Origin of the sequence: Winogradskyella aurantia, from assembly GCF_002266855.1 — a bacterium.
In the GTDB taxonomy this organism is placed as follows: Bacteria; Bacteroidota; Bacteroidia; order Flavobacteriales; family Flavobacteriaceae; genus Winogradskyella; species Winogradskyella aurantia.
In genome coordinates, this window is record NZ_NGJN01000001.1 from 631175 (window position 1) to 646151 (window position 14977).

Here is a 14977-nt window from a genome sequence, read left to right on the forward strand (position 1 = left end):
ATGTTACATAAAATATTAAAAATAGTTGCGGCTATTCTCAGTATCCTTGGCATTATCTTCTTGGGAAGAATTATAGCCGAAGGGGACGATGAGATTAAAGCGGCAGCTTTGGCAGGAGATACCAGTATTGTAGATCCAATTGCCATCGTTTCGTATATAATTTTAGGTCTTGTAATCTTATTTGTAGTGGTTTTTGTTGTCAAAAATCTCTTTACGAATACTGCAGGCTTAAAAAATACGTTGATAGGAGTAGGAGCTTTCGCGGTAGTCCTTATTTTGTCTTATGTAGTATCTAGTGGAGATACCATGAAGTACAAATTACAAGATGGATTTGCTACTGAAGGACAATCACAAATGGTAGGAGCTGGCTTAACAGCATTTTACATTTTGATAATTGTTGCTGCTGTAGCAATGATTTTCTCGGGAGTTAAAAAAGTAATCAGTAAATAATTTTCTATGGCAAAAAGAGCAGCACCAGAGGTAAATGCAGGATCAATGGCTGATATTGCCTTCTTGTTACTCATCTTTTTCTTGGTTACGACTACTATCGAAAAAGATAAGGGTATCTTAAGAAGTTTGCCACCTATTGATGACTCTGAAGTGGAGCCTCCAATAATTAAGCAAAAGAACCTATTTACTGTTCTGATTAATAGAAATAATCAGTTACTTGTTGAGGATGAACAAATGGAGCTTAAGAATTTGAGAAAAGCGGCCATTGAATTCTTAGATAACGGCGGTGATACTAATGCGGAAGGAGAACGTTGTGATTACTGCAGGGGGAAACGCTCGCCAAGTTCGTCAGACCATCCTGATAAGGCCATTATTTCTATGAAACATGACCGGGAGACGTCTTATGACAAATATATTGAGGTACAAAATGAACTCGTAGCAGCTTATAATTTTCTTAGAGAACGGGAAGCACAACGTCTATATAACAGGTCCTTCCAATCTATGTTAGATGAGAAAGAAAAAAATCAGTTCAAAAAGGATGAAAAACTCAATGACCAAATAGAAACAATAAAAAAATTGTTTCCTATGAAGTTATCTGAGGCTGAACCTGATAAAAACTAAAAGTAACTATTATGTCTAAATTTAAAAATAAGAAACAAGGCGATTTACCTGCTATTTCTACAGCATCTTTGCCAGATATTGTATTTATGTTACTTTTCTTTTTTATGGTTGCAACGGTGATGAGAGATAGTTCTTTAATGATAGAAAATATTTTACCTAGCGCAGACCAAGTGGAAAAGCTAAAAAAAGATAGAACAACCTTTATTTATGCGGGTAAACCAAGTAGTCAGTTTAAACAGTTCGGCGATGAGCCTCGTATTCAGATAAATGATGCATTTGTCGGTATCGAGGACATAAGACCAGCAGTTTTGCAAGCACAGGCTGATATGAATGAAGAACTACAAAGCAAGATTGTTGTGGGTCTTAAAGTAGATAAAAATACGCATGCAGGTCTTGTATCTGATATCAAACAAGAATTACGTAAAGCCAATACCTTAAAGGTAATGTATATTACAAATGCAAAGGCAGAACAATAGAATACTTAATTTATAGTGAAAAGAAACGTCCTGCTAAGTCAGGACGTTTTTTATTTTCAGACGTTTAAAGATTTCGTAGTTTTATTGAATGAAAAACCTGCAGCTTATTTTATTGCTTATTTTTTGTACCACTGGATCTGCACAGACTAAAGTAGATCAGGACACTTTGGAATTATACAAGAATTATCGCGAAGACCAGTTTTTTATATCTATAACGTACAATGTCTTAAACTTTAAATCACCCGAAATAGCTCAGAATGGTTTCTCTCCAGGATTTCATTTTGGATTTATTAGGGATATGCCCATCAACCCAAGGCGAAATCTAGCAATAGGTCTTGGTATTGGCCTTTCCCTAAACTCATACAACCAAAATCTCTCTATTTTTAGATCTAATAATGACATAAACTTTGCTGTATTTAATAGTGAAGAAAGAAACGTAACCCAAAATAGATTCTCAACATATCTTGTTGAGGTACCAATTGAATTTAGATGGCGCACTTCAACACCGACCACATACAGTTTTTGGCGGATATATACGGGGTTTAAATTTGGTTATATGTTCTATAATTCAACGACACTAAAAAGTGATTTAGGTGAACAGAAGTTAAAAAATATTGATGTATTCAATAGATTACAATATGGATTAACGTTGAGTGCGGGTTTAAATACATGGAATATCCATTTGTATTATGGACTTAATACCTTATTTAACAATCAGTCAAGATTGAATAATGAATCTATTGATTTGGCAACCTTAAATATCGGTCTAGTGTTCTATATACTATAACCAATAATTCAGAAAGATAAATTGAGGGAAAAATCCCGTGAACATCCCTATAACTAATTCTTGATTGGTGTGTGCATTTAAATGAAGACGAGAAGTGGCAATGGCGCCTAATATAATCATCATGAGTGCAATCGTACCATTAATATTGATTTTGTAATGAACGCCTAAGGCCACAGCAAACATGAAAAAGCCCGATGCTGCAATCATATGGATACTTGCTTTTATCTTAAAAACAGCTAATATAAAACACGCTAGCGTAGAGCATAATATTCCCAAAAAGAAATAGTACAGTTCTAGAATTTCATTTGGAGGTAAAACCCTAAGTAGAATCAAGATAATTATGATGCAGTTAATAAGCAACGGAATAAGACGTTCTCGAGTACTTTTCAAATAAATAGTATCGACCTTATTGATTGTTTTTAACAAGAAAAACAGCAATACTGGAAGAATAATGGTGAGAATAACTATAGAAAAAACCTTAGCTTTCATGACAGGGTCAGGTATAAACCTAGGTGTTTTTGAAAAATAAAACAATACTCCTAAAAGGGGCATTATTAAGGGATGGAATACAAAGGATATGCTTTTTAAAATGAAATCTTTCATTAAAAGACCTATTAGATTTTTTTCCTTAACCGTGCGACAGGAATATCCAATTGTTCTCTGTATTTAGCAACGGTTCTTCTGGCAATTGGATAACCTTTCTCCTTGAGTATTTTGGAAAGGCCCTCATCTGTGAGAGGTTTTTTCTTGTCTTCTCCTTCAATTACGGTCTCAAGTATTTTCTTTATTTCCCGTGTGGAGACTTCCTCGCCTTGGTCATTGGTCATCGATTCTGAGAAAAACTCCTTAATAAGCTTGGTGCCATATGGTGTATCAACATACTTACTGTTAGCAACCCTAGAAATTGTAGAGACATCCATATCTATTTCTTCTGCGATATCCTTTAAAATCATAGGTCTAAGATTTCGTTCATCGCCAGTTAGGAAATACTCTTTTTGATAATTCATAATAGCACTCATCGTCACATAAAGTGTTTGTTGACGCTGTCTTACGGCCTCAATGAACCATTTCGCCGCATCGAGCTTTTGCTTTATGAACATAACCGCATCTTTTTGAGCTTTAGACTTTTGCTTACTGTCTTTATAGGCTTTCAGCATATTATTGTACTCGCTTGAGACATGGAGTTCTGGCGCATTTCTACCATTTAGGGTTAGTTCTAGTTCACCATCAACGATTTTTATGGCAAAGTCAGGAACAATGTGTTCTACAATTTTGTTATTACCAGCATAAGAGCCACCGGGTTTGGGATTTAGTCGCTCAATCTCCTCAATCGCTTTTTTTAGCTGATCTTTGTTCACATGAAATTTTTGCATCAATTTATCATAATGCTTTTTTGTGAATTGTTCAAAGCCTTTATCTATTATGGCCGTTGCTAGTTCTATATTCTGATTTTGTTCTTTCCTATGCAATTGTATACTTAAGCACTCTTGAAGATTTTTTGCAGCTACGCCTGGCGGGTCGAGTTGCTGAACTATTTTAAGGACTTTTTCAACCTCCTCTTCTGTAGTGTAGACATTTTGTGTAAAAGCCAAATCATCCGTTATATCGGCTAAAGAGCGTCGTATATATCCACTTTCATCTACACTACCCACTAAAAAGTTAGCAATTTCCTTCTCTTGATCGGATAGTCTAAATGTATTTAACTGGTTGCTTAGGTATTGTGTAAAGGTTGTTCCAGCTGCGTAGGGTATGGACTTTTCCTCATCGTCAGCGCTGTAGTTATTGGCCTGGGTTCTATATTCTGGAATTTCATCGTCACTTAAATATTCATCAACATTTATATCCTCGGCATCAATGGTTTCACTGTCCTGTAACTCTTCATCAGTATTGTCAAATTCATCATAGACGTCCTCGTTGGCGTCTGCCTCTTTTCCCGTATCTAATGCAGGGTTTTCCTCAAGTTCTTGTTTTAAGCGCTGTTCAAAGGCCTGTGTAGGTAGCTGAATCAACTTCATCAACTGAATTTGTTGAGGCGATAACTTTTGGGAAAGTTTAAGTTGTAAAAACTGTTTTAGGGCCATGAACGTGTTACTGAATAACTATAAAAATACTAAAAAAACCTGTTTGCATCTAAAACAAACAGGTTTATTGGTATTTTAAAATTCTGCATTTTGAGGTGTTCTGGGATAGGGAATAACATCCCTGATATTACCCATTCCAGTAGCAAACATAACAAGGCGCTCAAAACCTAAACCAAATCCTGAATGCACAGCAGTACCATATTTTCTTAAATCTAGGTACCACCACAGCTCTTCTTCAGGAATGTTCAATGCAGCCATTTTTTGCTTTAGTACCTCTAACCGTTCCTCACGTTGAGACCCACCAACCATCTCACCGATTCCTGGGAATAGAATATCCATAGCCCTAACTGTTTTTCCATCCTCATTTAAGCGCATATAAAACGCTTTAATATTTGCGGGGTAATCAAATAGGATTACGGGACATTTAAAATGCTTTTCAACTAAGAATCGTTCGTGTTCTGATTGAAGATCTGCTCCCCATTCTTCAATTATATAATTGAATTTTTTCTTTTTATTTGGTTTTGAATTTCTGAGAATATCTATGGCTTCTGTATAGCTTACACGTTTAAAATTGTTATCAACTACAAACTTAATCTTATCTATTAAGTGCATTGGGCTTCGCTCAGCTTGTGGCAATGTCTTGTCGTGTTCTTGCAAACGCTTATCTAAAAATTCTAAATCTTCCCTATTATGTTCTAAAACATAGCTAAGAACTGACTTTAGAAAATCCTCTGCTAAATCCATATTGCCATCCAAATCCATAAAGGCTACTTCTGGTTCAATCATCCAGAATTCTGCCAAGTGACGCGATGTATTTGAGTTTTCTGCTCTAAATGTTGGTCCAAAGGTATAGACCTTACCCAAAGACATGGCGTAAGTTTCGGCTTCTAATTGACCTGAAACGGTAAGGTTAGCTTCTTTACCAAAAAAATCTTCCTTGTAATTTACCTCACCCTCTTCTGTTAATGGTGGATTTTTAGGGTCTAATATGGTAACGCGAAACATATCGCCTGCGCCTTCTGCATCACTGCCAGTAATGATTGGTGTATGCATATTGTAAAACCCGTTATCATTGAAATACTTATGAACCGCAAATGATAAGGAAGAGCACATACGCATTACAGCACTAAACGTATTAGTTCTTGTGCGTAAATGTGCATTTTCCCTTAAGAATTCGAAGGTGTGTTTTTTAGGTTGTATGGGATAAGTTTCAGGGTCAGAATCTCCTAAAATTTCTAATGCTTTAACTTGTATTTCAACAGATTGTCCTTTGCCCTGACTTTCCACCAATTCCCCTGTAACATGAATTGCCGCACCAGTTGTAATACGCTTTAAAAGGGCTTCGTCAAAATTCTCAAAATCAACCACGCACTGTAAGTTGTTTATAGTAGATCCATCATTAAGTGCTATAAATCTATTTGCCCTGAAGGTTCTTACCCAGCCTTTAACTGAAATCTCTTGCAAGGTTGTTCCTTGTGCTAATAATTTTGCTATGGTTTGTGTTGCCATTACTATTTATTTTAAAATGCTAAAATAAGCCTTATTGTTAATTCTCTTATTTATCGTCATTGTCATCGTCGTCTTCAGATGGAATGATATCTATGGTTGGTTTTCTCAATACTTCCTTATTTGCAATATTACGTTCTAATGACAATAATAATGATGGTAGTAAGAGTAAATTAGAAAGCATGGCAAAGAGTAAGGTTATGGAAACCAGAGCCCCTAGGGCAACGGTACCTCCAAAACTTGAAATGGTAAAGACGGAGAACCCAAAAAACAATACGATAGAGGTATAAAACATACTGACACCTGTTTCTCTTAAAGCCGCATACACGGATTTTCGGATTTTCCAATGATTAGCTTGTAACTCTTGTCGATACTTTGCTAAGAAATGTATAGTGTCATCAACAGAAATTCCAAAGGCTATACTGAATACTAAAATGGTCGAAGGTTTTATAGGTACGCCTAAGTAGCCCATTAAGCCTGCCGTGACCAAAAGAGGTAATAAATTGGGAATCAATGAAACAATAATCATTCTAAATGACCTAAAAAGGTAGGCCATAAATAACGATATTAAAAAAATGGCAAGTGACAAGGAAATGATAAGATTACGCACTAGATATTTAGTACCCTTTTGAAAAACCAAGGCCTTCCCGGTCATTGTAACGTCATAACGCTCTTTGGGGAACACCTTATCAATTTTATTTTGAAGATTTTCCTCAATACGCTCCATTTTATCTGTACCAATGTCTTTCATAAAGGTTGTGATACGCGCGTATTGCCCTGTACTATCTACAAAATTTTTCAGCAGGTCTACATTAGAATTAGAGTTCTTGGCGTAGGATAAAATAAAGCTGTTCTCTTGGCTGGTAGGTAGTTGGTAGTATTTTGGGTTGCCGTTATAATAGGCTTGTTTGCTATATTTTACCAAGCTTACTACAGAGATGGGCTTAGAGAGTTCAGGTGTTTCAACAATCAACTCCTCTAGCTCGTTTATACGCTTTAAGGTACTTAATTTCATTACCCCTTTTGGGCGTTTGGTATTTACCATAATCTCTAAAGGCATGATACCATTAAACTCCTTTTCAAAAAAACGGATATCCTTAAAGAATTGCTTGTTTTTAGGCATGTCTTCAATGAGGCTTCCGGAGATTCGTATTTGGTTCATGCCTATCATGCTCACAATTATGAGAACAAGGGCAGTTACGTAAATGGTTATTTTTTTATGCTTAACCATACGTTCCATCCAATCGACAAAACCACCAATCCAGCGCTTGTTAAGATGTTCTAAATGCCGGTCCTTTGGATAGGGTAGGAATGTGTAAATGATGGGAATAATAAGAAGACATAAAATAAAAATGGCCAGAATGCTCAATGAGGCGACAATACCAAACTCTTTTAGTAATTGGCTTTCCGTAAGAATAAAAGTTCCAAAACCTGAAGCAGTGGTAACATTGGTCATTAAGGTAGCATTACCAATTTTTGTTATTACCCGTTGTAAGGATTTAACCTTGTTGCCGTGAGATTTTACTTCATGTTGATATTTATTAATCAGGAAAATACAATTGGGTATACCAATGACAATGATTAAAGGTGGAATTAAGGCGGTTAGAACAGTTATTTCATAATTGAGTAGACCTATAATACCAAAGGTCCACATGACTCCAACACAGACTACAATCAAGGAAATAAATGTGGCTCTAAATGATCTAAAAAACAGGAAGAAAATTAATGACGTAATGAATAGGGCTGCACCAATAAAAAGCCCTATTTCATCGACAATATTCTGGGAATTTAATGTTCTTATATAAGGCATACCTGAAACACGGACATCTAGACCGGTCTCTTCTTCAAAACGTTGTATTTTTTCTTGTAGGTCATTAATTATAAAATCCTTTCTCACCGATGTGTTTACAATATCCTTTTTGAGATATAGAGCGGTCCTTATGGTTTTGGTTTTGGCATTGAAGAGAAAATTATCGTAAAAAGGATATTTATTGAACAACTCTTTTTGAAGTTCTTCTATTTGCGCTACGCTGGTGATAGAATCCTTTACAAAGGGTTCTAATTCAAATTGTTCTTTCTCGGTATTCTTAACAAGTTTCTGTAAGTCCTTAATGGATAATACAGTTTCAATTTCTTCAAAGTCTTTAAATGATTGGGCGAGATTATTCCAAGCATTGAATAATTCAACTGAAAATAGACTAGAGTCCTTAACGCCAAGCACTATGAGATTGCCTTCTTCGCCAAAAATCTTTAAAAATTCGTCGTAGGTCAGGTTTACCTCGTGTTCATCTGGTAATAGGTTTGCTTCGGTATATGTAAAGCGCATGTGTTTCCACTGCATACTAAAGAATACCGTAGCTAAAATAATGGCAATTAAAATGAAGATTTTGTTACGTAGAATTAAACGCGCAACAGCCTCCCAAAAACCAGTGGTAAAAAGTTTAAACATGCATTTTGCAAATGAGCCGCAAAGGTAGAAAAAACGCGGGGATTTGCCATTGAATTAACATGAATATAATAAAGTTAAAGGGAAATATTAAACGTAAATTTAAAGGCAATATTATCTTCAAAATTTGGCAAGTAATAGGCGCCATACCGATAGGCAAAACTGAGACCAAAACCGAATAGGAGCTTATTGATTTCTAAACCAGCTTCAGAATATATCTTTTCCAATGTGTTAAAAGTAACACCTTGATGCCTTTCAATATTGTCCATATTACCAACTGCAAATCTCGAAATTAAAACTAATTGAGGCTTAAACCACTCTGATACTTTAAATGGCCTGAAAAAATGTTTCAGTTGAAGTGTAGAAAACCTGTCACTAAAAAACTCATTAAAATACATGGTTTCAAAACTGTTGAAACCAGCGACTGAAAATCGCTGTAATATCGTTTCTTTAGTAATATTATTTGGATAGGCATGGTATAAATGGGTTAGAGGGGTTTCGCCCATAGCCAAACCACCAACGAGTGTTATCTTAGTGACATCTTGATTCTTATGAATGAATTGCTGTATGGCTCTAAAATCAACTTTTGAAAAATTAAAATTACTTCCCAGAACGTTCTTAAAGCTTTGAGTGAATTGTAAAGTGAATTTTGGGAAGCCGTCTTTGGTTTCGACGACCCTGTCATTAATTAAGTCATAGTTGCTAAAGGGACTCCACTGTAAACTAACCCTGGCCATACTTAAATCAAACGTATTGAAACTTCTGTCGTCTAACACAAAATTATAATCATAAGTGGGATTGATTTTATTGCTTGTTAATTGTGTTTCTGACAATAGATGATGAGAGATCTTATGTTCTAGACTAATGGATTTGGTAATGTGTCGATGAAATAAATCTATGTTTAAAAGACGTGGTTCAAAAAAAGTGAAGAAACGTTTATCTGTTAAGAAACTTGAACTACCTGTTTCTTGTAAATCGTCCGTATACGATAGGTTTATCCAGGTATTCGACGTTTTATTGATTCTGAAACCTCCTCCAATACTGAATTTATAACGCTTATCCTTAAATCCATAGACACCATAACCCTCGATGCGGTATCGTTCAGAAAAACGTTCATTGGTAACTCCTCCCAATCCTGTTCTAAATCCTTCATATTGGTTGAATTTTATCAGATAACGCAAATCCAAATCAAAAAAACCAATAGGAAAGTAGCCATTTCCAAGGGTTTTAAAAAATTCAGCCTTTTTTATGGAGTCTTGTGCAACGCGTTCAGGATTTTTACTTTTTACAACAGGCGGCTCTTGAGCCAAACTGCTTGTTACAAGTACCATTAAAATAACAACAAGCAGATGTTTAAGCATTTATTTTGTAGTAGTATTAAAAGACTAGCCGTACATAAGATGTCCTATGCTTAATTTTAATTAAACTGTCATTATCTCCTTTTCCTTGACATCCAATATGTCATCTATGCGTTTAACGTATTTATCCGTCAATTCTTGTATATCAATTTCGGCATTGGCTTGCAAATCTTCAGATACATCTGCTTTTTTTATGTCATTCATCGCCTCTTTTCGTGCACTTCTAACACCAATTTTTGCATCTTCGGTTTCTGCTTTAGCTTGTTTGGCCAAATCTTTTCGTCGTTCCTCTGTTAAGGGAGGTACGTTGATAATGATGGTCTCTCCATTGTTCATTGGGTTAAACCCGAGATTGGCAAGCATTATACCACGCTCTATTTCTTGTAGCATACTTTTTTCCCAGGGTTGTACGGAAATGGTACGTCCATCAGGCGTATTGACATTTGCTACTTGATTAAGAGGGGTTTGAGAACCATAGTAATCGACCATGACACTGCCCAGCATGGCTGGACTGGCCTTACCGGCACGAATATTAACCAGTTGTTTTTCAAGATGCTTTATTGCTGCATCCATTGCTTCTTGAGCTGTGTCGAGAATAAATTTAATTTCTTCGTTCATCGTTAAAAAATTTTAATTCGCTAATATCAAAATTTAGTCCAAAAGTGTTTTATATTTTTACTTTGGTGCCAATATTTTCACCTGAAACCACTTTGAGTAAGTTTCCTTTTTTGTTCATGTCAAACACTATTATAGGCAATTTATTTTCTTGACTTAGTGTAAACGCAGTGGTATCCATAACCTTTAATCCTCTACGCAGGACGTCTTCGAAGGTAATATCATCAAACTTTATCGCTGTAGTGTCCTTTTCTGGATCTGTATTATAGATACCATCAACACGAGTTCCTTTTAAAATTACATCAGCCTCAATTTCAATGGCACGAAGTACGGCAGCTGAATCTGTCGTAAAATAAGGATTCCCTGTGCCTCCCCCAAATATAACAACGCGCCCTTTTTCTAAATGCCGCATCGCTTTACGTCTTATAAAGGGTTCTGCTACTTCGTTAATTTTAATGGCTGATTGAAGGCGAGTTGGTATTCCGGCATCCTCAAGAGCACTTTGCAAGGCCAAGCCATTAATAACTGTGGCCAACATACCCATATGGTCTCCCTGAACACGGTCCATACCATTGCTAGCACCTGCAACGCCTCTAAAGATATTACCGCCACCAATAACGATGGCAACTTCAACGCCTTTATCTGTTATAGCTTTAATGTCTTGAGCATATTCGGCTAAGCGCTCAGGATCTATTCCATATTGGCGCTTTCCCATTAGAGCTTCACCAGATAACTTAAGCAGTATTCTTTTATATTTCATCAGATAGTATCTATTGCTTTTTAATGCTATAAAGTATAGTTCGGAGTCATAAACTGTTATGGAAACACTATATTACCGCAGCTCACTTTAAACATGTTTTGAAAGTTGAACAAAGCTACACAATTATAAGGAGCTGTAAAAGTGAAAAAAACACCAAAAAAAAGCCTTCACAAAATGAAGGCTTTATATAGTTATTCAGGTTTGTTTATCCCAAAGCAACGCGCTTAAAGGTTGTAACCTCGACATCTCCAATAGTTTTTACATAATCAGCAACACTGATTTTACTATCTTTAATAAAAGCTTGGTTTACTAAAGTGTTATCTTTAAAGAAACGGTTTAATTTACCTTTAGCGATATTATCTAACATGGCTTCTGGCTTACCTTCTTGGCGTAATTGATCTTTAGCGATTTCAATTTCTTTTTCAATCGTTTCAGCATCTACACCTTTTTCATCTAAAGCTATTGGATTCATGGCAGCAACCTGCATCGCTACATCTTTAGCAATGACATCTGCGCCTTCAACATTTGCAGAAAGGCCAACTAAAGTAGCAATTTTGTTGCCAGCGTGAATATAAGACCCAACAAAAGGTGCTTCGATTTTTTCAAAAGCATTAATATCTAATTTTTCACCAATGACTCCTGTTTGTTCTATAAGTTTGTCAGCAACGGACATACCGTTAAAATCTGCTGCTAATAGTTCGTCTTTTGAATTTACGGTTAAGGCTAAATCAGCTAACTCGTGAGCTAAATCAACAAAACTATCGTTCTTACCAACAAAGTCAGTTTCACAACCCAACACAATGGATACACCAACTGTTGCAGCATCATTAACTTTAGATATTGCGGCGCCTTCAGTAGATTCTCTGTCAGCTCTTTTGGCCGCTACCTTTTGACCTTTTTTACGTAATATTTCGATGGCTTTATCAAAGTCACCAGCTGCTTCAACCAATGCTTTTTTACAATCCATCATACCAGCACCAGTAGCTTTTCTTAGTTTGTTTACCTCTGCTGCTGTAACTTTTACAGTATTTTCCATGTTTTTCTAATTTAAAAAAGTCGAATAATGATGTTTACTAAGAGACCAAATTAAACGACTCTATTTAGAGTTTAAAAATATTTTTTATTCTTCTTCCTGGTCAGCAACTACAGCCTTTCGCTTTCTAGCTGTTGACTTTGCTTCTGGTTTAGATTCGGATTTTTTAGATTTGCCATCCTTTTCTGTGCGTTCTGCTTTTCTTTCATTAAGACCATCTTCTATTGCCGAGGCTACGATAGATAAAATCTTATTAATTGATTTTGAAGCATCGTCATTAGACGGGATAAGATAATCGACCTGACGTGGATCAGAGTTAGTATCTACCATTGCAAAAATAGGGATGTTTAATTTTTGAGCTTCCTTGATGGCAATGTGCTCACGCTTTATGTCTACAACAAATAATGCTCCTGGAAGACGTGTCATATCTGAGATAGAACCTAAGTTCTTCTCTAATTTTGCGCGTTGACGATCTACCTGTAGACGTTCTTTTTTGGATAGGGAATTGAATGTACCATCCTTTTTCATTCTATCAATAGAAGCCATTTTCTTAACGGCCTTTCTAATAGTCACAAAGTTGGTTAGCATCCCGCCTGGCCAGCGCTCTGTAATGTAGGGCTGGTTCACAGCACCAGCTTTTTCAGCAACAATGTCCTTAGCTTGTTTTTTAGTTGCTACGAAAAGGATTTTTTTACCAGATGCTGCAATTTTACTTAGTGCTGCACAGGTTTCTTCAATTTTAGCTGCTGTTTTGTAAAGGTTGATGATATGGATACCGTTACGTTCCATATAAATGTAAGGGGCCATGTTTGGATCCCACTTACGTGTTAGGTGACCGAAGTGTACACCTGCTTCAAGTAAATCTTTTACTTCTACTTTTTCCATTTTGTAATAGTTTACGTTCTGTTGAATTAGCAATGATTGAGTGGTTGCTTGCGCTTGCCTTAATCATTTAGATGCTAAACTAAATCCTGATGGTTTCATCATGGACAACAAAAACTGGGTTTAAGTTGTGCTGAACTATTCAGCGTTTTCAATAAATAAAATTCAGAATCTGAGTAAACAGATTCTGAATTCTGAATTGTTGGATATTAACGTTTAGAGAACTGGAATTTCTTACGCGCTTTCTTCTGACCGAATTTCTTACGCTCTACCATTCTTGGATCTCTTGTTAATAGACCTTCTGGCTTCAATATCGCTCTGTTTTCAGCATCTAACTCGCACATAGCACGAGATAATGCCAAACGTACGGCTTCTGCCTGGCCGGTGATACCACCTCCATATACGTTAACAGTAATATCAAAGTTGCCATCATTGTTAGTCATGACCAAAGGTTGATTTACTTTATACTGTAATGTTCCAGTAGTAAAGTAATCTGCCATGCCTTTTTTGTTCACCGTAATGTTACCTTTTCCTTTGGCAACGTATACACGGGCAACGGCCGTCTTTCTACGGCCAATTTTGTGAATTACTTCCATTAGTTAATGTCGTTTAATTTAATTGCTTTTGGTTTTTGAGCTTCGTGTTTGTGCTCAGCACCAGCAACAACAGTTAAGTTTCGGAAAAGTTGCGCACCAAGTTTGTTCTTGGGCAACATTCCTTTAACTGACTTCTCTACTAATCTTGTTGGATTTTTATCAAAAAGTTCAGTAGCAGTCAGGCTTCTTTGACCACCTGGATAACCCGTATGGCGGATGTAACTTTTATCCGTCCATTTGTTACCCGTTAAGTTGATTTTTTCTGCATTAATAACGATAACGTTATCACCGCAATCAACGTGTGGCGTAAAGTTAGGCTTATGCTTACCTCTTAAAAGTATTGCTACTCGTGAAGCTAAGCGACCTAAGTTTTGACCATCAGCGTCTACTAAAACCCACTCCTTGGTAACGGTAGCTTTGTTAGCAGAAACTGTTTTGTAGCTTAATGTGTCCACACTAATTTGATTTTTAATCGCGTTTCTAACGCAATTGATTAAACAATTCTCTTCAAAAAAGAGTTTGCAAATTTACGATAAACTACGGGATTACCAAATGAAGATTAAGATATTTTTAGCCTGAAAATCAGATATCTGCTATGAGGTCTTTTTAACTGAATTTTTTAATTAAAAAAGGGGTGAGAGAAATTAAGGACAGCTGTTGGGACCTATTAAATTTATAAATCAATCAATCGGAACAACAAGGACTGGAATTTTGGATTTCTTTATGAGTTTACTTGAAACACTACCAACCATAGCCTCGTAAAGAAAATTGTGCTCTTCATAACCTATAACAATCATGTCAATATCGAGTTTATCTGCCTCTTCTAGAATCATCTCTAAGGTTGCGCCTTGAATGAGCAAGCCTTCGGCATCAATGTTGTTTTCCTTAAATTTTTCTGCGTAGCTTTCAAGGGTTTTATGTTCTTCTCGTAATTCTGATGCTCGGAAATCCCTTATATATTGCGGGCCTACGTCGTAACCCACAAAGTCAGGATCTGGCGCAGCCACGTGTAATAACCAAACTTTTGAATTGAACTTGCTAGCGAACTTATTGGCCATATGAATGAGTAGCTGTTCGTTGCCATTAAAGTCTATGGTTACTAGTATATTGTCCATAATTTTGAGAATTAAATCACCTTTGTTAAAAGTTATTTCAAGATACTAAATTTAACGGTACCCTCAATGATATTTATTGAACAGCATATTGGCTCGTGTTCCTTAATTTGTAATTAATCTATTCAAATCTGAGGCAGGTCGTACTCATTTATTGGAAATCTTAGTAGCGGCTGTTGAATCCATGAATTATATGGAATTAAAGCATGACTACAGTAAAATAATCTTGCAGCGTAATTACCAATAAAATTTCA

16 protein-coding genes are annotated in these 14977 nt (G+C 36.1%); 4 read left to right on the forward strand and 12 right to left on the reverse strand.

The window, feature by feature from the left end; all coding sequences use genetic code 11:
- From CA834_RS02875 to CA834_RS02890, 4 genes are all read left to right on the forward strand, one after another.
- Window positions 1-450 carry a hypothetical protein gene (locus CA834_RS02875; protein ID WP_094967142.1) on the forward strand — a complete coding sequence of 150 codons (450 nt, stop codon included), beginning with the start codon at window positions 1-3 and terminating at the stop codon, window positions 448-450.
- Between the two features lie 6 nt (window positions 451-456).
- Window positions 457-1071 carry an ExbD/TolR family protein gene (locus tag CA834_RS02880; protein ID WP_094967143.1) on the forward strand — a complete coding sequence of 205 codons (615 nt, stop codon included), beginning with the start codon at window positions 457-459 and terminating at the stop codon, window positions 1069-1071.
- Window positions 1072-1082: 11 nt separating this feature from the next.
- On the forward strand, window positions 1083-1547 hold the full coding sequence (locus CA834_RS02885; RefSeq protein ID WP_094967144.1) for an ExbD/TolR family protein: 465 nt from the start codon (window positions 1083-1085) through the stop codon (window positions 1545-1547).
- Between the two features lie 88 nt (window positions 1548-1635).
- Window positions 1636-2334: a porin family protein gene (locus tag CA834_RS02890; RefSeq protein WP_094967145.1), complete on the forward strand. Its 699-nt coding sequence runs from the start codon at window positions 1636-1638 to the stop codon at window positions 2332-2334.
- Here CA834_RS02890 and CA834_RS02895 read toward each other — a convergent pair.
- From CA834_RS02895 to CA834_RS02950, 12 genes are all read right to left on the reverse strand, one after another.
- Window positions 2329-2937 (reverse strand): hypothetical protein, encoded by a 609-nt coding sequence (locus CA834_RS02895; RefSeq protein ID WP_094967146.1) that lies wholly within the window; start codon window positions 2935-2937, stop codon window positions 2329-2331. The genes CA834_RS02890 and CA834_RS02895 overlap by 6 nt on opposite strands.
- Before the next feature lie 11 nt (window positions 2938-2948).
- The gene (gene rpoN, locus CA834_RS02900) at window positions 2949-4415 is read right to left on the reverse strand and encodes an RNA polymerase factor sigma-54 (RefSeq protein ID WP_094967147.1); all 1467 of its coding nucleotides are present in this window, start codon (window positions 4413-4415) and stop codon (window positions 2949-2951) included.
- Between the two features lie 75 nt (window positions 4416-4490).
- Window positions 4491-5924, reverse strand: coding sequence for an asparagine--tRNA ligase (gene asnS / locus CA834_RS02905; protein ID WP_094967148.1), 1434 nt, complete (start codon window positions 5922-5924; stop codon window positions 4491-4493).
- 46 nt (window positions 5925-5970) lie between these two features.
- The gene (locus CA834_RS02910; RefSeq protein ID WP_094967149.1) at window positions 5971-8370 is read right to left on the reverse strand and encodes an efflux RND transporter permease subunit; all 2400 of its coding nucleotides are present in this window, start codon (window positions 8368-8370) and stop codon (window positions 5971-5973) included.
- Between the two features lie 74 nt (window positions 8371-8444).
- The gene (locus CA834_RS02915) at window positions 8445-9728 is read right to left on the reverse strand and encodes a DUF5686 family protein (protein ID WP_094967150.1); all 1284 of its coding nucleotides are present in this window, start codon (window positions 9726-9728) and stop codon (window positions 8445-8447) included.
- A gap of 60 nt (window positions 9729-9788) precedes the next feature.
- The gene (gene frr, locus CA834_RS02920; RefSeq protein WP_094967151.1) at window positions 9789-10343 is read right to left on the reverse strand and encodes a ribosome recycling factor; all 555 of its coding nucleotides are present in this window, start codon (window positions 10341-10343) and stop codon (window positions 9789-9791) included.
- Between the two features lie 49 nt (window positions 10344-10392).
- On the reverse strand, window positions 10393-11100 hold the full coding sequence (gene pyrH, locus CA834_RS02925; protein ID WP_094967152.1) for a UMP kinase: 708 nt from the start codon (window positions 11098-11100) through the stop codon (window positions 10393-10395).
- A 205-nt stretch (window positions 11101-11305) separates the two neighbouring features.
- Window positions 11306-12136 (reverse strand): translation elongation factor Ts, encoded by an 831-nt coding sequence (gene tsf / locus CA834_RS02930; protein WP_094967153.1) that lies wholly within the window; start codon window positions 12134-12136, stop codon window positions 11306-11308.
- 84 nt (window positions 12137-12220) lie between these two features.
- The gene (gene rpsB, locus CA834_RS02935; RefSeq protein ID WP_094967154.1) at window positions 12221-13018 is read right to left on the reverse strand and encodes a 30S ribosomal protein S2; all 798 of its coding nucleotides are present in this window, start codon (window positions 13016-13018) and stop codon (window positions 12221-12223) included.
- A gap of 206 nt (window positions 13019-13224) precedes the next feature.
- The gene (gene rpsI / locus CA834_RS02940) at window positions 13225-13611 is read right to left on the reverse strand and encodes a 30S ribosomal protein S9 (protein ID WP_094967155.1); all 387 of its coding nucleotides are present in this window, start codon (window positions 13609-13611) and stop codon (window positions 13225-13227) included.
- Window positions 13611-14066 (reverse strand): 50S ribosomal protein L13, encoded by a 456-nt coding sequence (gene rplM, locus CA834_RS02945; protein WP_094967156.1) that lies wholly within the window; start codon window positions 14064-14066, stop codon window positions 13611-13613. The genes rpsI and rplM overlap by 1 nt, the downstream gene beginning before the upstream one ends.
- Before the next feature lie 225 nt (window positions 14067-14291).
- Window positions 14292-14726, reverse strand: a complete 435-nt coding sequence (locus CA834_RS02950) for a universal stress protein (RefSeq protein ID WP_094967157.1) — start codon at window positions 14724-14726, stop codon at window positions 14292-14294.
- Window positions 14727-14977 lie beyond the last annotated feature (251 nt).

What these genes read in the sequence shown, in the direction of transcription:
- CA834_RS02875 (WP_094967142.1), top strand. Translation starts at nt 1, where the DNA reads ATGTTACATAAAATATTAAAAATAGTTGCGGCTATTCTCAGTATCCTT.
- CA834_RS02880 (WP_094967143.1), top strand. Translation starts at nt 457, where the DNA reads ATGGCAAAAAGAGCAGCACCAGAGGTAAATGCAGGATCAATGGCTGAT.
- CA834_RS02885 (WP_094967144.1), top strand. Translation starts at nt 1,083, where the DNA reads ATGTCTAAATTTAAAAATAAGAAACAAGGCGATTTACCTGCTATTTCT.
- CA834_RS02890 (WP_094967145.1), top strand. Translation starts at nt 1,636, where the DNA reads ATGAAAAACCTGCAGCTTATTTTATTGCTTATTTTTTGTACCACTGGA.
- CA834_RS02895 (WP_094967146.1), bottom strand. Translation starts at nt 2,937, where the DNA reads ATGAAAGATTTCATTTTAAAAAGCATATCCTTTGTATTCCATCCCTTA.
- rpoN (WP_094967147.1), bottom strand. Translation starts at nt 4,415, where the DNA reads ATGGCCCTAAAACAGTTTTTACAACTTAAACTTTCCCAAAAGTTATCG.
- asnS (WP_094967148.1), bottom strand. Translation starts at nt 5,924, where the DNA reads ATGGCAACACAAACCATAGCAAAATTATTAGCACAAGGAACAACCTTG.
- CA834_RS02910 (WP_094967149.1), bottom strand. Translation starts at nt 8,370, where the DNA reads ATGTTTAAACTTTTTACCACTGGTTTTTGGGAGGCTGTTGCGCGTTTA.
- CA834_RS02915 (WP_094967150.1), bottom strand. Translation starts at nt 9,728, where the DNA reads ATGCTTAAACATCTGCTTGTTGTTATTTTAATGGTACTTGTAACAAGC.
- frr (WP_094967151.1), bottom strand. Translation starts at nt 10,343, where the DNA reads ATGAACGAAGAAATTAAATTTATTCTCGACACAGCTCAAGAAGCAATG.
- pyrH (WP_094967152.1), bottom strand. Translation starts at nt 11,100, where the DNA reads ATGAAATATAAAAGAATACTGCTTAAGTTATCTGGTGAAGCTCTAATG.
- tsf (WP_094967153.1), bottom strand. Translation starts at nt 12,136, where the DNA reads ATGGAAAATACTGTAAAAGTTACAGCAGCAGAGGTAAACAAACTAAGA.
- rpsB (WP_094967154.1), bottom strand. Translation starts at nt 13,018, where the DNA reads ATGGAAAAAGTAGAAGTAAAAGATTTACTTGAAGCAGGTGTACACTTC.
- rpsI (WP_094967155.1), bottom strand. Translation starts at nt 13,611, where the DNA reads ATGGAAGTAATTCACAAAATTGGCCGTAGAAAGACGGCCGTTGCCCGT.
- CA834_RS02950 (WP_094967157.1), bottom strand. Translation starts at nt 14,726, where the DNA reads ATGGACAATATACTAGTAACCATAGACTTTAATGGCAACGAACAGCTA.